This window comes from Thioalkalicoccus limnaeus (genome assembly GCF_041197575.1).
GTDB lineage: Bacteria > Pseudomonadota > Gammaproteobacteria > Chromatiales > Chromatiaceae > Thioalkalicoccus > Thioalkalicoccus limnaeus.
Window position 1 is genome coordinate 129,816 of sequence record NZ_JBDKXB010000007.1, and the last position, 17,217, is coordinate 147,032.

Consider the following 17,217-nt stretch of genomic DNA (forward strand, 5'->3'; position numbering starts at 1 on the left):
TAAGTCCAATTACCGCCATTACCGATCAGCGGTGTCACGAGATCCTGGCTAAGAAGCCAGCGAGCCCGATCGGTCGCCGATCGCGATTACCCTAACACGCCCCAGGGTTTCCCAGATCGGTGATTCGCGATGAGTGTCGAACACGGCCGCCAGCGATGGCTTGACGAACACAAAGCCAGTGCACCCGACCTTCAATGATCCTCGAATACCGCGTCCAGCGTCGCCGCCTCGAGCACACGCTCGCCCCAGTGGTCCAACTGTTCGGGGGTGGCCTGCCCCAAACGCGCCTGGATCGCCTCCGGGAGCGGCCCAAAACGCTTGACCAGCAGGGTGGACAGCAGCGCCGCTCGGCCTTGCGCTTCGCCTTCCCGCCGACCCTCCTGCCGACCTTCCTGCAAACCTTCCTGACGCCCGCGCTCGCTCGCCAGCCGCTCGATACTCGTCACATACGCCATCCCCGCGGCCTCCTCGATTGCTCGTATCGCTTGCCACAACCGCTGCTCCAACGCATCGGGCAGCCTAACTGCTCCAGCTCGAACAGGCTCGGCCGCCAGCCCGGCAGCGTATCAGCAAGGACCGCCAGACTGGCGATCGGGCGGGCATAGCGATCGTATAGCCGATAGTTGTAGGTGAACATCCGCTGGGCAAAGCCCGAATCGCTCTGACTCTGGATCTCGATATGGAGATAGATCCAATGCTCGGTGCCATCGCGCGCGCGGACCCGCACCAAGGCATCGGCGCCGCGATGCCCGCCTTGACTTCGAGCATCTCGGGCAGCCGCTCCATCTGCGCGCAGCCGAGCGCGGCGTTGAGGTTCGGCAATCGGCGGTAGGTGCGGCTTCAGCCGGTAGGTGCGGCTTCAGCCGCATGAAGGCCACGGCCCTGGCCGAATGGGGTTGCGGCGGTAGGTGCGGCTTCAGCCGCATGAAGGCCACCGCCCTGGCCGCCTCGCCGAATGGGGTTGCGGCTGAAGCCGCACCTACACCGCACCTGCGCCGCATTAGGCCGAAGGGGACAGCTGAGCGGGTCGTGAACCTGCCCTCGAGCGTGCCCGATGGGACGTTGGCGCCATGGGCGGGCCGATGGCCCCGAGTGCAGCGGGGCGGGGCGAAATCGTTGCCGACGACCCCCGCCAACGCTCGATCCAGCGGTGGAAACCATGCGGCATCAGGCGGCCGATCGGAAGCACGTCCTGCCGATTCTATGCCGCCGGCAGCATCTCGTGCAGGACCTGGCGCAAGGTTGCGACGGTCACGGGGGCGGCATCAGGAGAAAGGCTGGCGCGCAACGTGTCATTGATCAAGGTCTGATAACCTTTCCCGCTAGAGGCCGCGCGCGCACGGAAGGCTTCGATCACCTCATCGTCCAAGTAAAGCGTCACGCGGGTCTTACCGTTTGTGCTCGCAATCGAGCCCCGGGTTCCGTTTGAGAAATCGTATTCGTCTCGCATACATCACCTTCGCTCATAGGTACGCCGCTCGCGAGGCTGCGCTAAGCGTGCTGACATCAGCCGGATGCTATCCGGCTCCCGATAGTGGTAGGCCACGACCAACACACGTCCTACGCTATCTTGACCGAGTGTCACGAAACGCTCCTCGTCGTGATCGCGATCCTCAATCGTGATGGCGTTGTCGTCGAAAAAGACGCCTTCGACCTCTGCAAGATCAATCCCGTGCTTGCGGCGGTTGATGGCGTTCTTGATCGGGTCATAGGCGATATCCATGAGCGACAAGGTATATGTATATTGTCTGCATATCAAGCAGCTCGTCCGCGGACAACATGACTGTTTTGACGATCCGGTCGGCCAATCGCGGGCAAGCAGGGCTCGTTCTAGGGACAGGCGGCGAATATTTGCACAACGCCCTCAGGCACGCCGTGACCGGCCTTTTGAACTGGGTTCTTGTGCTATGGTCTTGTGCCGACACGATGGACGTAAAGGAACCTCCATGAGCACAACATCACCAGCACAAGAAATCTGGGATCTATTGCGCGACGTGATCCGAGTACAGCGAGAGAACGCCGAGCAATTCCAGGAAACCGACCGCAAGTTTCAGGACACCGACCGCAAGATCCAGGAAACGAACCGCCAACTCAAAGAGCTCGGCCAGCAGATCGGCGGCCTGGGCGAGAAATTCGGCAGCTTCACCGAGGGCCTCGCACTCCCCTCGATGGAACGCCTGCTGCGCGAACGGTTCGGCATGGAGGTCGTCAGCCCCAGCGTGCGCGTCACCAAAGGCGGCCGACACCTGGAGATCGACACCTTGGCCTATGCCAATGGCGAGATCAACGCCGCCTACCTCGTCGAGGTCAAGAGCCACCTGCGCGAAGAAGCCATCGACCAACTGAGCACCCTGCTAGAGCAGTTTCGCGCGTTCTTTCCTGAGCATCGCGACAAGCGACTCTATGGCATCCTCGCCGCCGTCGACGCCTCCCCGGCCCTGCGCGAGCGCGCCTTGCGCAAGGGGTTCTACGTGGCGCGCATCCACGACGCGGTCTTCGAGCTCGATGTCCCCGAGGGGTTTCAGCCCCGGGTGTTCTGACCCGAGGCTGAAACCAGGCCGCCGCCATCCCCAAGGGTGCATGGCGACAGCTCGCCCCCTTGCCGGACCGCGGTATGCGATGGCCCAACGCTATGGTCGCCCCGTGAAAGTGTAGCTTTCGGGCGCGCTGCGAGAACTTGTCCCCGGGGCCATAGAAGTCGATCGGCATACATCGGCAGTCGGCTCATCAGGCGCCCGATCGGGCGGGTCATCACGCCCTGGGCGTTGGTCCGGCGCAGCAAGGCCTTGCGCTCGGCAAACACCGCGTCGAGGTGCGGCAACCGGCGGTAGCTCGCGTTAGGCGCGCCGGCACCGCGGTCTTCGAGAACGAGTAGGTCGGCGCGCGCCGTAACCCGACAGGCCGCGAATCCTTGCACAACGCCCCGTCGGGTTACGCTGCGCTAACTGACTACGGCGGTGGCCGCACCCGTTTCAGCGGCGAACATTTGCACAGCACTGGCGGTTATCGCTCTCGCAAAGCTTGATGCCGGCAATCTTGGCGATCGCGAACGGCTCATTGGTCGGCTCGAGCACCCCCGTCCCCAGCGCCTCTTCGCCATCAGCCCGCCCACGGCGCCAGCGCCCCATCGGGCACGCTCGAGGGCAGGTTCACGACCCGTTCTTCGAGCCAGATCGCGTTCGCCAAGCCGTCGTGTTGGCAATCGGCGTACATCGGCAGGCGGTTCATCAGGCGCCAGATCGGGCGGGTCATCACGCCCTGGGCATTGGTCTCGCGCAGGAAGGCCTCGCGCTCGGCGGGCGAGGCGAGCCGCACCGCGTTCAGCCAATGGTTCGAGACGGTCCCGGCCGGGGCCGGAATGTAATCCCAGCCGATCTCCGCCAGCACCGCCGCATAGCGCGCTGCGATGCCCGCCTTGACTTCGAGCATCTCGGGCAGCCGCTCCATCTGCGCGCAGCCGAGCGCGGCGTTGAGGTTCGGCAAGCGGTAGTTGTAGCCGACCTCGTCGTGGACGAATTCGTAGGGGTGCGGGATCTTCGCCGTGGTCGTCAGATGCTTCGCGCGCCGCGCGAGCGCCTCGTCATCGGTCAGGATCATGCCGCCTCCACCGGTGGTGATGATCTTGTTGCCGTTGAAGCTCGAGGTCCCCAGCCGCCCGAAGGTCCCGGTATGGCGCCCCCCGGCCGTGCTCCCGAGCGACTCGGCGGCGTCCTCGACGACCGGAATCCCGAACTCGTCGCAAACAGCGACGATCTCGGCGATCCGGCACGGATGCCCGAAGGTGTGCATCGGCACGCAGGCCGCGAGCCGCCGCCCGCTCGCGCGGTTGTACGGCCGCCCATCGCGAACCTCGACGTGCCGTTCGAGAAAGGCCCGCAGCGCCTGCGGGCTCAGCCCCAGCGTGTCGCGATCGACATCGACGAACACCGGCCAGGCCCCGGCATAGCGGATCGCGTTGCAGGTCGCGATGAAGGTCAGCGCCTGTGTGACGACCTCGTCATCCGGGCCGACCCCGGCCAGCTCCAGCGCCACATGCAAGGCCGCGGTGCCATTGACGGTCGCAACCGCGTGGCGCGCCCCGGTAAAGGCCGCGACGCGCGCCTCGAACTCGGTGACCTTGGCCCCGACTGAGGAGACGAAGTTCGAATCGATGCACTCGATCAGATAGCGCCGCTCATGGCCGTCGAAGACCGGGCGATGCAGCGGGACCGGGCCATCGCCATAGATGGCGCGGATCTCGCCGACCAGCGCCCTGATACCCGTTGCCATGTCAGACATCCGCTACTCCAGATTGCCGTGAACGCCGCTCGCGGCCGGCGCGGTACCTGCGCTGCGCCAACAGGCCCAGATACTCGTACCAAGCCCGCTCGGTCATCCGCAGATAGGTCGCCGCCGGCAGCCAGTCCCTGAGCTCGTCATAGGCCGAGCGGCCGCTCAGCCGATGCGTCGGGGCCGCGACTGGGTCGAGGCCGACCCGCCGAAAATAGGCCATCGCCCGCGGCATGTGCGAGGCCGAGGTCACCAGCACCAGACGTGCCCCGTCGCCGAGCGCCGCCCGCACCGCCTCGGCCTCGCGCGCCGTGTCGACCGGCGTGTCCAGCACCAGTATCCGCGTCTCGGGCACCCCGAAGTCTCGCGCGGCCTCGGCATAACCCCAGGCCACCGGTGCCCGGTCCGCGCGGCGGCTGGCCCCGGTCAGCACCAAACGCGCCTCGGGCCAGACCGGGATCAGACGCAGCCCCTCGAAGAGCCGAATCGCCGAGCTCTCGCTCAGGCGCGCCGTGACCGGCCACTCCTCCGCGCCTGGCCACCAACCGCCACCCAGCACGACCACGGCCGTCACGTCCGAGACCCGCGCCGGATCCGTCAACGGCGGATACCGCTCCTCCAGTGGCGACAACAGCGCATCCGCCACCGGCTGCCAGGACGCCAACACCAGCAGCAGCGCCCCGGCGATGACCAGCCAGCCGCCGAGAACTCGCCCGCGGTTGCGCAATGCGCGCAAAGCCACGCCGACGGTCACCAACCCCAACGCGACGGGGAAGGGCATCAGCAGCGCCGCGGCAAGACCCTTGACGGTGCCATAGACGTCATCCATCGCCGTTTTCTGTCGGTCTCGACCCGATCGCCCAACGCTTCAGCATGGGAAGGATCATGATTCATCGGGCCAGGGTCGTTCCTCAGCGCACCGTTATCGGCTTACATGAATATCCGCGCATTGCTGCACGTAGGCGGTCGAGGGCGTACCGCCATGGACCGCGATCTCGGCCCTCGGCTCGGCGCCCATTCGTCGATAGAAGCGGTGCGCGTGCTCGAGTTCGCTTCCGACGACGATTTTGAACGCCTCCTGGTCCCGCTCGATGAAGAAACGCGCCAGCTCGATGTACAGCGCTTCGGCGTGACCACGACCACGGCAAGACGGCGCAACAGCGACGCTCAGTAACTCCGCGGCCGGAAGTGACTCGACTGCCTCACCCTTGCCCGCCTTACGGCTATAGCGCACGATCTCGATGATGCGCCAGAGCCGAGTCGGAATCAGCAAGGACGGAGCCAGCGACAGAAACAGCGCCGGCCAGCGCCGCAACAAGCCACGATAAACAGGCTTCAGGTCGAGGGCGCCAGCGATGAATCCGCAGACCTGCCCTTCTTCCTCGGCCAGGATCAACGCACTGTCAGGGCTCTCGTCGATCGCCTGATACAGAAGGGCCAGAAAGTCCTGCCCGAGAATCGGCAGGAAGCCTTGATCGATATTCTCCGCGTGCAGGCGCGCCACCGCCCGATAGCGCAAACGGCTATCCTGCCTAGACATTGCCATAGAGTTCCGTCCAGGTTGAATCGCAAAGACTCGATAACCGCTCGGCGCGCAATCTAAAGCGCAAGCCGCGCTTCGGCCAACCAATCGACAAACCGGTCCGCCAATTGCCGGCGATCGAATCGCGACTGCGCCAGCGCCCGTGCGCGCTCGCCCATGGCCGCGAGATCTTGGCGATGGTCCGCGGCGTGGATGAGGGCATCGGCGAAGGCGCCGGGGTCATCGGGCGGCACGGCGTAACCGCAGCCGTGCTCCGTGATCATCTCGGCCAGCCAACCTGGATAGTTGTTCAACACCGGCAGCCCGGACGCCAAATAATCGAAGAACTTATTGGGCGAGGTGCCATAGTAGAACGCTGGCACGTTGGCGAGGATCTGCATCCCGACATCGGTCGATGCCATCAACCCGGCCAAGCGGTGTTTGCTCACCGGAGCATGGAAGACGACATTCTCCAGACCCTCGCGCCGCGCGCGCTCTTGCAAGGCGGGCTTGAGCTTACCGTCACCGATCAATACGAGCTGGATATCCCCCCGACCACGCCGTTTCAGCTCGGCGGCTGCATCCAGCACGGCATCGAGTCCATTCGCGATACCGTGCGTGCCGGTGAAGACGGCCATCAGGTCGGTCGGGGCGACCCCCTCGGGGCGCCAGGGCTCGCTGGGCACGCCGAAGATATCCAGATCGCAGCCGTTCGGGATCATGGCGATCCGCTCGCGCGGAACACCCCGCTTGGCGATCCCATCGACGATCCCGGGCGACAGGCCAATCAGCCGATCCGCGGAACGATAGGACACCCATTCGAGCACCGACATGGACCAGAGGACGACCGGATTGGTGATCACGCCCATGGCCCTCGGAAGCTCCGGCCAGAGATCGCGAACCTCGAAGACGAAAGGCTTGCCGCGCAGCCAGCGCGCGAAGATGCCGGGGATGCCGGCCGTCAAAGGGGTGGTCGTGGCAAAGACGACATCGGCGTCGCTCCGCATCGCAATCAGCGTGCTCCGCCAGGCGAATTTCAAGAAGGTCAAGGTTCTCTTCAGGAATCCATCGCGATTGGAATAGGGCAACTCCAGCTCGATGACTTGGATGCCGTCGACGAGCCCCGCTCGGCGACCCTTCACGTAAGGACCGGCCAGTCCCGTATTGCCGGCGGCGTAGGAACCACACACCATGGTGACCGCATGCCCCGCGTCGACGAGGCGGCGGGCCATCGCATAGGAACGATTGCCCGCGGACCCTTTGGGCGTCGAAAAATGTTGGTGGTAGTAGAGGATCTTCATGAGGGCACGGCAAACCTGTATGCACTAAAAAGCCGACCCGCCTCCCTGACCTCGACCTCCAGCACAGGCACGGGCTCACGCCGCAGATAGTAGCGTGATTCGAACCCCTCGATGAGCTGCAATCGCGCGATCGGGACCGTTGCCGTCACCTGTAGGCACTCGTCGCCGAGGCGCACGCGATCGCCATCCAGTGACCAATCGCCGGGCCGCAGCCGCCAGCGCAGCACCGCGCGCTCGGCGAAACCGGATACCCTGTCCTCGACGCGAAGCTCGGTGTCCGTCAGGGCGACCCGCCGATGGTGCCGGGCGCCTTGGCCATCCGTGTATCCGGCGGCGGCGGTCACGGCCTCGTCGGTCTCGGCGACCGGGTCGACATCCTCGGCCCGCAGCCAGTCGCCGAACAGGAAGCGGCCGAGACGCGGCATCTGGTCGCGGTCGTCGAACTGGACGGTATTGTGGCTCGCGGTGCCCTTGAAATAGCGGCTGGCGTCGTCGCCGGCGTTGTAGCTGTAGCTGCCGGCATCGCGGAGCAGGTTCTGGCCATCCCGCCAGAGATCGAGATGCAAGGCATCGGCTTGGCTCGGGCGGAAGCGGAAACGCGGGTAACGCAGCATGGCGAACGCGCGTGGGCGTCGCAACAGGCAGTAGCCACCGCCGTCGAGTTGGGCTGAGCTTGGGCGCGGCGCCGGGATCCGCGGGATCGGAACGCCCAACCAGGCGAGGGCATGGTTCCAACCGGCCCCTGGATCCGGGCTCGGCGCCGGACCAGGGGTTGGCTCGCCGACACCCGGAGCGGGCGGATAGGCGCGCTGCTCCGCGAAGAGCGCCATCGCCAACTGCACCGAGGGTCGATGGTCGCGGTAGTCGCCGTCGTCCAGCGGCAAGAGTCGCGCACCGTCGTTGGCGCCGAGCACGGGTGCGTCGCCCGTCTCGGGCTGGGTCATCAGATGGAGCCAGCGGCTCGCGGCGATCAGGCGACCTTGCAACGTCCGCGAGAAGGGCGGCGCATCGAGCCGCCGGCGCCAACACTCGACCAGGCTATAGGTGTCGAGCATCAGCCGGTGATAGTTGACCGAGTACTGGCTGAAGCTCCCGTCCTCGGCGATTAGCCGCGTGGCGCGGTTCTCCAGCCAACGGCGACCGAGCCGCGCCCAGCGTGCGCCCAGCGCATCGCCGACGGAATCGAGCCAGGTGCCGCCGATGAACAGCGCGGCGGCCTCGGAGGTGCCGTGGTTGTTGTCCTGGGCGATCGCGTATTGGATGGTCGGGGCGATGCGTTGCAGATGCGCGCGAACCAATGCGCGGAGACGCGCCGTCGGGGCGCGCCATCGATCCAGGATCAGCGCCGCGACCGCCAGATGCATGACCCGGATCGAGGCCTCCTGGCCGCACTTCCAATTCGCCCCGAGATACGGCGGGTTGTGCCTCAGCCAGTCGTCGAGCCAGGCATTCAGCCGTTCGAGTCCGACCGGATCGCCGTGACTGGCATGCTGGGCGAAGGTCAGCACCCAATCGAAGCGCGATGCCTCCCAGATGGTCTTGATATCGCCGACCCGCGCGTCGAAGTCCGGGATCTGCCACCAGGGGCGCAGCGGCTCGGGCACCTCGGCGCCGCTGAAGGGGTTGCGGTGCCAGTGCGGGATGGCGGGATCCTCGATCTGGAACCAGCCGAAATAATCCTGACGGTTCCACCAGCGTCGCATCAGAGCGGGGAGCCTGTCGGCAGTGCCCGAGCGCGGCGCACCGGCCTGACCATCTCCTTGGCCCGCGCCGGCAGGCGGAGAGAAGAAGGGACCATCCGGGATGTGCGCCCGAAGACGCCGCACGGGATTGAGGCCCAGCCCGACCCCGAGCCGATAGAATAGCACCCGCGCCAGATTGGGCAGGCCCAGCGCCAGGGCGGTGCGGGCCTTGGTCATCAAAAGCCTCAGGGGTTGCATCGAGATGGGTGGCCAAAAATCATGCCGCACCTGGTATTCAGGTATATCAAGGCCGCCGACCCCGATCCACTTCCTCGATCCGCTCCCTGAGAAACAAATTGACCAGCGTTTCATCGCTGATGCCGCGCCGCTCGGCCAGGATACGAATCCTCATGCAAAGCTCATGATCAATAGCGAAATAATGCCGCTCCGATACAAGATTCACATCGAATTCCGCCGGTTCTTGTTCGCCGCTTTCGGTGGCATCGTGGTGATCCCAATAGTCGCCGATATCCTGATAGCGTTCCGCGTTTGATATGGATGAGCGATTAGCCATAGCGCTGGACATCCAATTGCGTCATACGGCATCTACGATTCCTGCCTGTCCGCTAGACACGCACCATCTCCGCCGCCTCGATACTCACCCGCGCGACTTCGAAGATCTCGTCCGGCGGGATCGGTGCGGGCCGGCCCTCGGCGATGGCGTTCAGAAAGGCCGCCGCGCAGGCTTTCTGGCCCTTGTCCTGGCGCCACAGGTTCAGGCCCTTGAAGCCCGGCCAGCCATAGCCGGTCAGACGGCGGAAGTTGTCCAGTTGCAGCACCCGCCCGGCGCAGAAGACCTCGATGCGCTCCTTCGGGAAGCTCGCCGCGCCATTGGCCAGATAATGGATGGTCCCGAACGAACCGTCCGCGAACCCCAGCAGGAGCGCTGCCTTGTCCTCGGTCACGGCCACGCCGGGCGCGGCGCCCATCGCGCGCGCCTGCAACGAGACGATCGGGCTGCCCGCGAGAAAGCGCATCAGATCGATGAAATGGCACGCCTCGCCGATGATCCGCCCGCCACCCACGGCGCGATCCTGGGTCCAATGGTCGGCCGGAATCGCCCCCGCGTTCATCGTCATGATGAAGGACTTGGGCTCGGACACCGCATCCAGCAGGGTCTTCATCTTCTGGACATGCGGCGCGAAGCGACGATTGAAGCCTACCATCAGCAAGGGGGCCGGGCCGTGCGCTGCGCTGCGCCCGCGAACCGCGGCGTTCGCGATGGGTGCGTTGCCCTCCGGCGGCGGCGCGCTCCCGGGCTCCGGCGTGGGAGCGCCAGGCGCGTCGTGCGGACCTTCCGCGTCCCCGCCGGTGGCCGAAGAGGATGCCGGCGACGCGGAACCACTGACTCGCGCATACACCCGCTCGATCTCCGCCAGCTCCTCCAGCGTCAGACACAGCGGCTTTTCGACGAACACATGCTTGCCGGCCGCCAGCGCCTTGGCCACGAAGGGCGCATGCAGGTCGTGCCGGGTCACGATCGCCACGGTATTGATCGCCGGATCGGCCAGCATCGCCGCCAGATCGGTGCTGGCCTCATCGAAGCCGGCCGCACGCCCGTGGACGACGCCGCTGACCCCGCCCGAGGTCACGATGGTCTTGAACCGCGCCCCGGCCGCCTTGAAGGCCGGGATCAGCACCCGCGAGGCATAATTCCCCGCGCCGATGAACCCACACACGGGCGCGGCCGGCTCGGCATCGGCGGCACGCTCGCCCACCGCCAGACTCACCGTGCGCACCCGCAGGGTCTCGGCCGGCGCCTCGGGGTATTCGAGCAGGATGCCCAGCGCGCGCTTGTCTTCGGTCAGCACGCCATAGGCGGCCGGCGCCTCGGCGAAGGCGAAGCGATGGCTGATCAGGGGCTTCACATCCAGCCGGCCATCGGCCATCAGTTCGAGCACCGCCTCGAAGTTGCGCTGTTCGGTCCAGCGCACGAAGCCGAAGGGATAGTCCTGGCCCTGAACTTCGTATAGCGGGTCATAGCGGCCCGGCCCATAAGAGCAGGAGACCTGGAAGCTCAGTTCCTTCTCGTAGAACTCGGAGCGATTCAGCTCGAGCCCCGTCACCCCGACCAGCACGATCCGCCCGCGCTTGCGCGACATCCGCGCGGCCTGCGAGACCGGATCGCTCGACGCGGTCGAGGCGGTGATGATGACGCCATCGACACCGCGCCCCGCGCTGAAGGCCAGCCCGGCCGCGACCGGGTCCTCGCCCCGCCCCGGGTTGCACACCGCCGCCCCGAAGCGCGCCGCCAGGGCCAGCTTGTCGGCATCGAAGTCGATCGCCAGCACCCGGCAGCCATGCGCGCGCAGCAACTGCACGGTCGCGAGCCCGATCAGGCCGACCCCGGTGACGACGAAGGCCTCGCCCAGTGTCGGCTGGGCCAGGCGAATCCCTTGCAGACCGATCGACGCCAGTACCGTGAAGGCAGCCGACTCGTCATCGACGCCATCCGGGATGCGCGCGCACAGGTTCCGCGGCACCCGCACCAGATCGGCATGCGAACCGTTCGAGGCCACCCGATCGCCCGGCTTCAGATCCGCGACCCCGGCGCCGACCTCCACCACCACGCCCGCGTTGCAGTAGCCGAGCGGGATCGGCTGCGCGAGCTTCGAGCGCACCGCGTCGACCGTCGTCATCAGCCCATCGGTGCGCACCTTGTCCAGCACCATCCGGACCTTCTCGGGCTGCTGGCGGGCCTTGTCGACCAGGTTCGCCTTGCCGAAATCGACCAGCATCCGTTCGGTTCCGGCCGAGATCAGCGAGCGCCGCGTCTGGATCAATAGCTGTCCCGCGCCGGCGCGCGGGCTCGGGGCTTCGACCACTTCGGTGGTGCCGTTCTGCATGTTCTGAAGAATCTGTTTCATCGCAATAGGGGCGTTTTTCAAGCGCCCACATTCTCCCTAAGCCAACAACTGTTCCAACGCCGCCACGATCCGCTCGCCCGCGTGCCCATCCCACAAGGGCGGCACGCCGCCAGTCTGCCAGTCTCCCGCGAACAGCCTATCCAGCACCGGCCCGAGCCGTGCCGAGTCCGTACCGACCAACACATTGCTACCTATGCTCACCGTCTCCGGCCGCTCGGTCGTATCGCGCAGCGTGAGACAGGGCACGCCCATCACCGTGGTCTCCTCGGTGATGCCACCCGAGTCCGTGATCACGGCCTTGGCATGCTTGGCCAGGTAGTTGAACTCCAGGTAGGGCTGCGGCTCGACCAGGTGCAGATTCGCGGGCCGCTCGACGAGCTCGCGCAGGGTCTTCTCGGTGCGTGGATGAACCGGGAAGACCACCGGCAGACCGCGGGTGCCCGCGGCGATCGCCGCCAACATCCGCCCGAGCGCCGCCTCCTGATCGACATTCGCCGGCCGATGCAGGGTCAGCACGAAATAACCGCCCCGCTGCAAGCCCAGCTCATCCCAGAAGGCCGGCGGCCGCAGCCGCTCCAGGTTGGCCAGCAGGGTATCGATCATGGTGTTGCCGACGAAGAAGATCTGCGACTCCTCGACACCGGCCCGGCGCAGATTGGCGTTGGCAAACTCGCTGGTCGTGAAGAACCAGTTGGTGATGCTGTCCGTCACCATCCGGTTGATCTCCTCCGGCATGGTCCAGTCGCCAGAGCGGATACCGCCCTCGACGTGCGCGACGGGTACGCACAGCTTCTGCGCCGCGATCGCGCAGGCCATCGTCGAGGTCACGTCCCCCACCACCAGACAGAGATCAGAGCGCGCTTCCAGCAACAGCCGCTCGTAGCGCGTCATGATCGCCGCCGTCTGCTCGGCCTGGGTGCCGGAGCCGACCTCCAGATTCACATCCGGCGCCGGGATGCCGAGCTGGTCAAAAAAAGACCCCGACAGGCGGGGGTCATAGTGTTGGCCGGTGTGGACCAGGCGATAACGCAACGGCCCGCCGGCGGCCTTGCGTGTCTCGAGCGCCCGAATGATCGGCGCCACCTTCATGAAATTCGGGCGCGCGCCCGCGATAATGTCGATGATCATAAGAGTAACTAGAATTTCTTCGGGAGGCCTGCCTGCTTGAGTACGGCGTTTGCCGTGTGACGTGACTTGATCTTCTGGTCTACGGGAAAGTGGATGCCTGTATGCGGAGAGAACCAGATCTCATGATCACCCTTGCCAGGTCTTACGAACCTGCAACCCGCGTCGATGAGCACAGCTTTCAAATCGGGCGTAAAGCACCCACCCATCAGTTGAGCGCCCGATGGGCCACGGCAAACTTGCGCGCGAGCAACTCAAAGGGCACCTCAGGTCCATCCGGATAACCATTGGCATCGAGCAACTCGGGCACCATCATTTCGAGTTTGGATGACAACCCCTCCAGTGTCTCGGCTTCAGTCGCCAGGCCGGGGACATCGTCCGAAGTCGCCACCCAAACGCCAACCTCGGCATCCCATTCCGCACGTATAAATAAAATCTTATGCACTTTGCCTCCTCAAGATTGCAGTTACGGCGCACGTATCGGCTGCGCTCACGATAAACGTCGACCAGTTCGTGCGCGGTTCGGGCTCACGCCCCTGCACTGACCGCCACCCCGATCGTCACCCGGCTCACCTCCAGGATCTCGTCCAGCGGGATCGGCGCCGGCCCGCCATCACGGAGCGCCTGCACGAAGGCCGCGGCGCAGGCCTTCTGGCCCTTGTCCTGGCGCCACAGCCTCATCGTCTTGAAGCCCGGCCAACCGTAGCCGGTCAAGCGGCGGAAGTTGTCGAGTTGCAGCACCCGCCCGCCGGCGAAGACTTCGAGCCGCTCCTTTGGGAAGGCCTTGCTGCCGTTCGCGAAGTAGTGCACGGTGCCGATGGAGCCCTCGGCGAATCCCAGTTGCAGGCTCAGCGTATCGCCGGTAGCCGAGTCCATCGCCAGCCGCGCATGATGCTCGATCGGCGCACCGGCCAGGAAGCGCAGCAGATCGATGAAATGACAGGCCTCGCCGATGATCCGTCCGCCGCCGACCATCGGGTCCTGTGTCCAGTGGTCCGCCGGGATCGCACCGGCGTTGACCGTCATCACGAAGGCCTTCGGGCCGCTCACGCCGGCCAGCAGCGATTTGATCTTCTGAACATGCGGGGCGAAGCGGCGGTTGAAGCCGACCATGAGGAGAGGCGCTGAGGGAGAAGGCACTGAGGCACTAGGGCACTAGGGCACTGAGGCACTAAGCGCCCCTCCGAGCCCCTCTGCTCAGTGCCTTCCTGCCTTAGTGCCTCAGTGCCTCCCCCCCCCTCAGCGCCTATTTCATCCAACTCGGCCAACGTCAAGCACAACGGCTTCTCGACGAACACCGCCTTTCCAGCCCGCAAACCCTGCAACACAAAGCGCGCATGGCTGTCATGACGCGTCGTGATGACCAGCGCATCCGTCTTGGTATCCGTAAAGAGCGAGGCCGTATCGGTCGTCGTCTGCGCGAAGCCGAATTTCCGACCGGCATGCAACCCACTCACGCCACCGCTCGAGGCCACTGAGTGCAACCGCGCCCCCGCCGCCTTGAACGCCGGAATCAACACGCCGGTGGCATAGTTTCCCGCACCGATGAAGCTTAAAGAAGGCACCGAGGCGCTGAGGCGCTGAGCCGCCGAGCGACCTTCCGCCCCCCGCTGCTCCGTTCCTTCCCCCCCGCCAGGGCGCAGCGCCACCGTCCTAGCCAGCAACCGCCCGTCATCCCCGCCGGGATACTCCAACAGAATCCCCAACGAAGGTTCGGCACCGGCGACGACCTCGTAGGCGCGCTCGGCCTCGGCCAGCGCGAACCGGTGGGCCACCAGCGGCGCGACATCCAGCCGCCCGTCGGCGAGCATATCCAACACCGCCTCGAAATTGCGCTGCTCGGTCCAGCGCACGAAGCCGACCGGGTAATCCTGGCCCTGCTCCTCGTACAAGGGGTCATAACGCCCCGGACCATAAGAGCAGGAAACCTGAAAGGTCAATTCCTTCTCGTAGAAATCGGCCCGCGACAGCTCCAGCCCGACCACACCGACCAGCACGATCCGCCCACGCTTGCGGCACATCAGCGCCGCCTGATGCACCGGCTCGTTGCTGCGGGTCGCGGCCGTGATGATCACCGCATCCGCCCCGCGCCCGCGCGAGAAGGCTTCCGCCACGGCCACCGGATCCTGCCCGACCGAGAGATCCACCGTCTCGGCGCCGAACTGCCGCGCCAGCGCCAGCTTCGCCGGGTCCATATCGATGCCCAACACTCGGCACCCGTGCGCCCGCAGCAATTGCACCGTCATCAGCCCGATGAGGCCCAACCCGGTCACCACCACTGCCTCGCCCAAGGTCGGCGCCACCAGCCGAATCCCCTGTAAAGCGATCGCCCCGATCACGGTAAAGGCCGCCGCCTCGTCGGACACCGCATCAGGAATCCGCGCGCACAGATTCACCGGAACCGAAACCACCTCCGCATGCTTGCCATTGGAAACGACCCGATCTCCGACCACAAACCCCGCACTCTGTCCACTGCCGCCGACCTCCGTGACAATGCCAACGTTGCAGTACCCCAACGCCAGCGGCTGCTCGAGCTTGTTCCGCACCGCCTCCAGCGTCGGCGCCAGCCCGTCGGTCTTCACCTTCTCCAGCACTTGGCGCACCTTGTCCGGCTGCTGCCGTGCCTTCTCGATCGGACTGGCCTTACCGAAATCCACCAGCATCCGTTCGGTGCCGGCTGAAATCAGCGAGCAGTTGGTGCGGATGAGCAAAGCCCCCCGTCCGACGCGTGGGCAAGGGACTTCGGCCAGCTCGGTGCGGCCGTCTTTCAGGTTCTGTAGGATTTGTTTCACGGGTTGCCTGTTCAGTCAGTCAATATCAACTCCGCGAGCACGGCGGCTGATCGGCGCAAAGAGACCGCCCCGGACCGCCCGCGCCCCGCGCCGTCATCGCCCAGTCTTGCGCAGTTCGGCCTTGATCGTCGTTTCGCCCAATACCCTGGTCAAGGGGCAGGCGTCACCGCGTACGGCATTGCGAATCAGAGTGTTACGGTTCGGTGCCACCCGGTTATGCCGCAGGTGGACCAAGCGATGATCAAGGCCCCCAGTTCGACCACCAACAACACCCGAAACCGCGCCAACCCGGGCAGCCGGTTCACGAGCCGCTCATACAGCCAGCCGAGCAGGTAGGTCGGGGCCGAGAAGCGCAGGTACTCGGGCCGGCCCTCGATCAGCTCCAGACGCACGACGTCGAACCCCGCCCCGGAGGCAAGCTGTCGAATATCCGCCGGCGAGTTGGCCCGGTAGCGGGTCGGAAAGACATCGTCGCCGGCGCGCCCGCGCCAGCGCACGACCCAGCGATGGAACCCGTGCGGCGTCAGCCGGGCGTTCAGTGTCGTCGTCGCGTTAGGCGCGCCCGGCACGACGCCGCCTTCCAACCGACGGTCACCGCGCGCCGTAACCCGACAGGCGGCGAATATTTGCTCAGCGCCGCGTTACGCTGCGCTAACCCGACGCCGCTCAGGCACTTCGGCCGGGCAAGCCAGTCCTCTCCGCTCCAGTCGATGATCGTCTCGTACTTGAACATCTATCATCACCCTCTTCGAGCCGCCGCGACCTCAAACTCCTACCGGCGCAGGCGCCGCCGGCTGAGGCCGATGTCAGGTTACGGCGCGCGCCAGTCGAATCTTTACTCAGCGACCGCCGTGCCGGCGCGCCTAACCCGACCTACGCGACTCCCGCAGGAGACGGGCTTGCTGCGCCAAAGACGCAACCGTTTCATCTCTCCACTGGTCCTGACGCCATTTCGTGTAATCAAACCGCTCACGATTAATCAGCGCGATAAATCGCTCCGCCTCTACAACACCTAAGGATGCCGTCAACGAGCGCAGTCCGTCAGACTTGATCTCAGCATCAGTTCTCATCTTCGGAGCCCTGGAAGTAACGAATAAAATCCACAGGATCGACCACTTTTAGCCGATCATCATCTCTTGTCTTGCGCAACAACGCACGATCCGTAGTCAAGAACCAGGCCGCACCCGCTTCGATCGCGCTCGCCACGTGGAGCGCATCCATAGGCTTCACGCCTCTGCTCGCAAACTCCCCCGCTAGCGACTCGACACGACAGGTCGTGTCGATATCCATCGAGGCCAGAGTCCTCCATGCCTGGATCGCCCTGCGACGCTCGGTGTCAGGATTGGCCCGATTCTCCAGATCGAGGACGGCTGATCAAACCAGCGCATGGTCACCCGCGCGAATGCCTTCCTGAACGAAGAGTTTCGCCTCGGTCTGCAGCCGAATCAACAACTGGCCTTGGTCGTCGAACGGGCGATTGAAGCAACAGATATCGAGATAAATCAGCGCCATGCGTGTCGTTCCGTGATGCGAAGACCGCCACCGGATCCCCAGCGCCCGCTCCCTGAGATAGACGCCGGTCAGTCGATGCCGATCAAG

The 17,217-nt window shown here is 65.4% G+C and carries 20 protein-coding genes and 1 pseudogene; 1 reads left to right on the forward strand and 20 read right to left on the reverse strand.

Going from position 1 to position 17,217, the window contains the following annotated elements; all coding sequences use genetic code 11:
* Positions 1 to 191 precede the first annotated feature (191 nt).
* From ABC977_RS08035 to ABC977_RS08050, 4 genes are all read right to left on the reverse strand, one after another.
* Positions 192 to 455 (reverse strand): DUF4351 domain-containing protein, encoded by a 264-nt coding sequence (locus ABC977_RS08035; RefSeq protein ID WP_369666727.1) that lies wholly within the window; start codon positions 453 to 455, stop codon positions 192 to 194.
* Positions 443 to 727 (reverse strand): hypothetical protein, encoded by a 285-nt coding sequence (locus ABC977_RS08040; protein ID WP_369666728.1) that lies wholly within the window; start codon positions 725 to 727, stop codon positions 443 to 445. Before ABC977_RS08040 ends, ABC977_RS08035 begins: the two co-directional genes overlap by 13 nt.
* Before the next feature lie 474 nt (positions 728 to 1,201).
* Entirely contained in the window at positions 1,202 to 1,450 is a 249-nt protein-coding gene (locus ABC977_RS08045; protein ID WP_200249651.1) for a BrnA antitoxin family protein, read from the reverse strand.
* A 3-nt stretch (positions 1,451 to 1,453) separates the two neighbouring features.
* Positions 1,454 to 1,723, reverse strand: a complete 270-nt coding sequence (locus ABC977_RS08050; protein WP_369666729.1) for a BrnT family toxin — start codon at positions 1,721 to 1,723, stop codon at positions 1,454 to 1,456.
* A 223-nt stretch (positions 1,724 to 1,946) separates the two neighbouring features.
* Here ABC977_RS08050 and ABC977_RS08055 point away from each other — a divergent pair, with 223 nt between their 5' ends.
* Complete coding sequence (locus ABC977_RS08055; protein ID WP_369666730.1) at positions 1,947 to 2,540, forward strand: DUF3782 domain-containing protein; 594 nt, start codon at positions 1,947 to 1,949, stop codon at positions 2,538 to 2,540.
* Between the two features lie 456 nt (positions 2,541 to 2,996).
* Here the strand turns inward: ABC977_RS08055 and ABC977_RS18300 are convergent.
* The 16 genes and pseudogenes from ABC977_RS18300 to ABC977_RS08130 form a co-directional block, all read right to left on the reverse strand.
* Positions 2,997 to 3,095 (reverse strand): annotated as a pseudogene (locus ABC977_RS18300) (GDP-L-fucose synthase); the annotation flags it as partial.
* Positions 3,096 to 3,099: 4 nt separating this feature from the next.
* Positions 3,100 to 4,278 carry a LegC family aminotransferase gene (locus ABC977_RS08060; RefSeq protein WP_369666731.1) on the reverse strand — a complete coding sequence of 393 codons (1,179 nt, stop codon included), beginning with the start codon at positions 4,276 to 4,278 and terminating at the stop codon, positions 3,100 to 3,102.
* Entirely contained in the window at positions 4,271 to 5,098 is an 828-nt protein-coding gene (locus ABC977_RS08065) for an ElyC/SanA/YdcF family protein (protein WP_369666732.1), read from the reverse strand. Before ABC977_RS08065 ends, ABC977_RS08060 begins: the two co-directional genes overlap by 8 nt.
* A 93-nt stretch (positions 5,099 to 5,191) precedes the next feature.
* Positions 5,192 to 5,809: a GNAT family N-acetyltransferase gene (locus ABC977_RS08070; RefSeq protein WP_369666733.1), complete on the reverse strand. Its 618-nt coding sequence runs from the start codon at positions 5,807 to 5,809 to the stop codon at positions 5,192 to 5,194.
* Positions 5,810 to 5,868: 59 nt separating this feature from the next.
* Positions 5,869 to 7,092, reverse strand: coding sequence for a glycosyltransferase family 4 protein (locus ABC977_RS08075; RefSeq protein ID WP_369666734.1), 1,224 nt, complete (start codon positions 7,090 to 7,092; stop codon positions 5,869 to 5,871).
* Complete coding sequence (locus ABC977_RS08080) at positions 7,089 to 9,011, reverse strand: heparinase II/III family protein (protein WP_369666735.1); 1,923 nt, start codon at positions 9,009 to 9,011, stop codon at positions 7,089 to 7,091. The genes ABC977_RS08075 and ABC977_RS08080 overlap by 4 nt, the downstream gene beginning before the upstream one ends.
* A 67-nt stretch (positions 9,012 to 9,078) precedes the next feature.
* Positions 9,079 to 9,360: a hypothetical protein gene (locus tag ABC977_RS08085; RefSeq protein ID WP_369666736.1), complete on the reverse strand. Its 282-nt coding sequence runs from the start codon at positions 9,358 to 9,360 to the stop codon at positions 9,079 to 9,081.
* Positions 9,361 to 9,400: 40 nt separating this feature from the next.
* Positions 9,401 to 11,701: a bi-domain-containing oxidoreductase gene (locus ABC977_RS08090; RefSeq protein ID WP_369666737.1), complete on the reverse strand. Its 2,301-nt coding sequence runs from the start codon at positions 11,699 to 11,701 to the stop codon at positions 9,401 to 9,403.
* Between the two features lie 36 nt (positions 11,702 to 11,737).
* Positions 11,738 to 12,829 carry a non-hydrolyzing UDP-N-acetylglucosamine 2-epimerase gene (wecB, locus tag ABC977_RS08095; protein WP_369666738.1) on the reverse strand — a complete coding sequence of 364 codons (1,092 nt, stop codon included), beginning with the start codon at positions 12,827 to 12,829 and terminating at the stop codon, positions 11,738 to 11,740.
* An 8-nt stretch (positions 12,830 to 12,837) separates the two neighbouring features.
* Positions 12,838 to 13,035, reverse strand: coding sequence for a type II toxin-antitoxin system HicA family toxin (locus ABC977_RS08100; protein WP_369666739.1), 198 nt, complete (start codon positions 13,033 to 13,035; stop codon positions 12,838 to 12,840).
* The gene (locus ABC977_RS08105; RefSeq protein WP_369666740.1) at positions 13,035 to 13,271 is read right to left on the reverse strand and encodes a DUF1902 domain-containing protein; all 237 of its coding nucleotides are present in this window, start codon (positions 13,269 to 13,271) and stop codon (positions 13,035 to 13,037) included. The genes ABC977_RS08100 and ABC977_RS08105 overlap by 1 nt, the downstream gene beginning before the upstream one ends.
* Positions 13,272 to 13,354: 83 nt before the next feature.
* Positions 13,355 to 13,939, reverse strand: coding sequence for a Gfo/Idh/MocA family protein (locus ABC977_RS08110; RefSeq protein ID WP_369666741.1), 585 nt, complete (start codon positions 13,937 to 13,939; stop codon positions 13,355 to 13,357).
* Entirely contained in the window at positions 13,873 to 15,618 is a 1,746-nt protein-coding gene (locus ABC977_RS08115; RefSeq protein WP_369666742.1) for a bi-domain-containing oxidoreductase, read from the reverse strand. The genes ABC977_RS08110 and ABC977_RS08115 overlap by 67 nt, the downstream gene beginning before the upstream one ends.
* A 185-nt stretch (positions 15,619 to 15,803) precedes the next feature.
* Positions 15,804 to 16,187: a hypothetical protein gene (locus ABC977_RS08120; RefSeq protein ID WP_369666743.1), complete on the reverse strand. Its 384-nt coding sequence runs from the start codon at positions 16,185 to 16,187 to the stop codon at positions 15,804 to 15,806.
* A gap of 490 nt (positions 16,188 to 16,677) precedes the next feature.
* Positions 16,678 to 16,977: a PIN domain-containing protein gene (locus ABC977_RS08125; RefSeq protein ID WP_369666761.1), complete on the reverse strand. Its 300-nt coding sequence runs from the start codon at positions 16,975 to 16,977 to the stop codon at positions 16,678 to 16,680.
* A gap of 15 nt (positions 16,978 to 16,992) precedes the next feature.
* Complete coding sequence (locus ABC977_RS08130; RefSeq protein ID WP_369666744.1) at positions 16,993 to 17,130, reverse strand: hypothetical protein; 138 nt, start codon at positions 17,128 to 17,130, stop codon at positions 16,993 to 16,995.
* Between the last annotated feature and the right edge of the window lie 87 nt (positions 17,131 to 17,217).

Bases quoted from the DNA above. Each gene is read 5' to 3' on its own strand.
- ABC977_RS08090 (WP_369666737.1), bottom strand. From the start codon at position 11,701: ATGAAACAGATTCTTCAGAACATGCAGAACGGCACCACCGAAGTGGTC.
- ABC977_RS08085 (WP_369666736.1), bottom strand. From the start codon at position 9,360: ATGTCCAGCGCTATGGCTAATCGCTCATCCATATCAAACGCGGAACGC.
- ABC977_RS08065 (WP_369666732.1), bottom strand. From the start codon at position 5,098: ATGGATGACGTCTATGGCACCGTCAAGGGTCTTGCCGCGGCGCTGCTG.
- ABC977_RS08070 (WP_369666733.1), bottom strand. From the start codon at position 5,809: ATGTCTAGGCAGGATAGCCGTTTGCGCTATCGGGCGGTGGCGCGCCTG.
- ABC977_RS08060 (WP_369666731.1), bottom strand. From the start codon at position 4,278: ATGTCTGACATGGCAACGGGTATCAGGGCGCTGGTCGGCGAGATCCGC.
- ABC977_RS08055 (WP_369666730.1), top strand. From the start codon at position 1,947: ATGAGCACAACATCACCAGCACAAGAAATCTGGGATCTATTGCGCGAC.
- ABC977_RS08110 (WP_369666741.1), bottom strand. From the start codon at position 13,939: ATGGTCGGCTTCAACCGCCGCTTCGCCCCGCATGTTCAGAAGATCAAA.
- ABC977_RS08130 (WP_369666744.1), bottom strand. From the start codon at position 17,130: ATGGCGCTGATTTATCTCGATATCTGTTGCTTCAATCGCCCGTTCGAC.
- ABC977_RS08050 (WP_369666729.1), bottom strand. From the start codon at position 1,723: ATGGATATCGCCTATGACCCGATCAAGAACGCCATCAACCGCCGCAAG.
- ABC977_RS08045 (WP_200249651.1), bottom strand. From the start codon at position 1,450: ATGCGAGACGAATACGATTTCTCAAACGGAACCCGGGGCTCGATTGCG.
- wecB (WP_369666738.1), bottom strand. From the start codon at position 12,829: ATGATCATCGACATTATCGCGGGCGCGCGCCCGAATTTCATGAAGGTG.
- ABC977_RS08075 (WP_369666734.1), bottom strand. From the start codon at position 7,092: ATGAAGATCCTCTACTACCACCAACATTTTTCGACGCCCAAAGGGTCC.
- ABC977_RS08100 (WP_369666739.1), bottom strand. From the start codon at position 13,035: ATGGGTGGGTGCTTTACGCCCGATTTGAAAGCTGTGCTCATCGACGCG.
- ABC977_RS08035 (WP_369666727.1), bottom strand. From the start codon at position 455: ATGGCGTATGTGACGAGTATCGAGCGGCTGGCGAGCGAGCGCGGGCGT.
- ABC977_RS08080 (WP_369666735.1), bottom strand. From the start codon at position 9,011: ATGACCAAGGCCCGCACCGCCCTGGCGCTGGGCCTGCCCAATCTGGCG.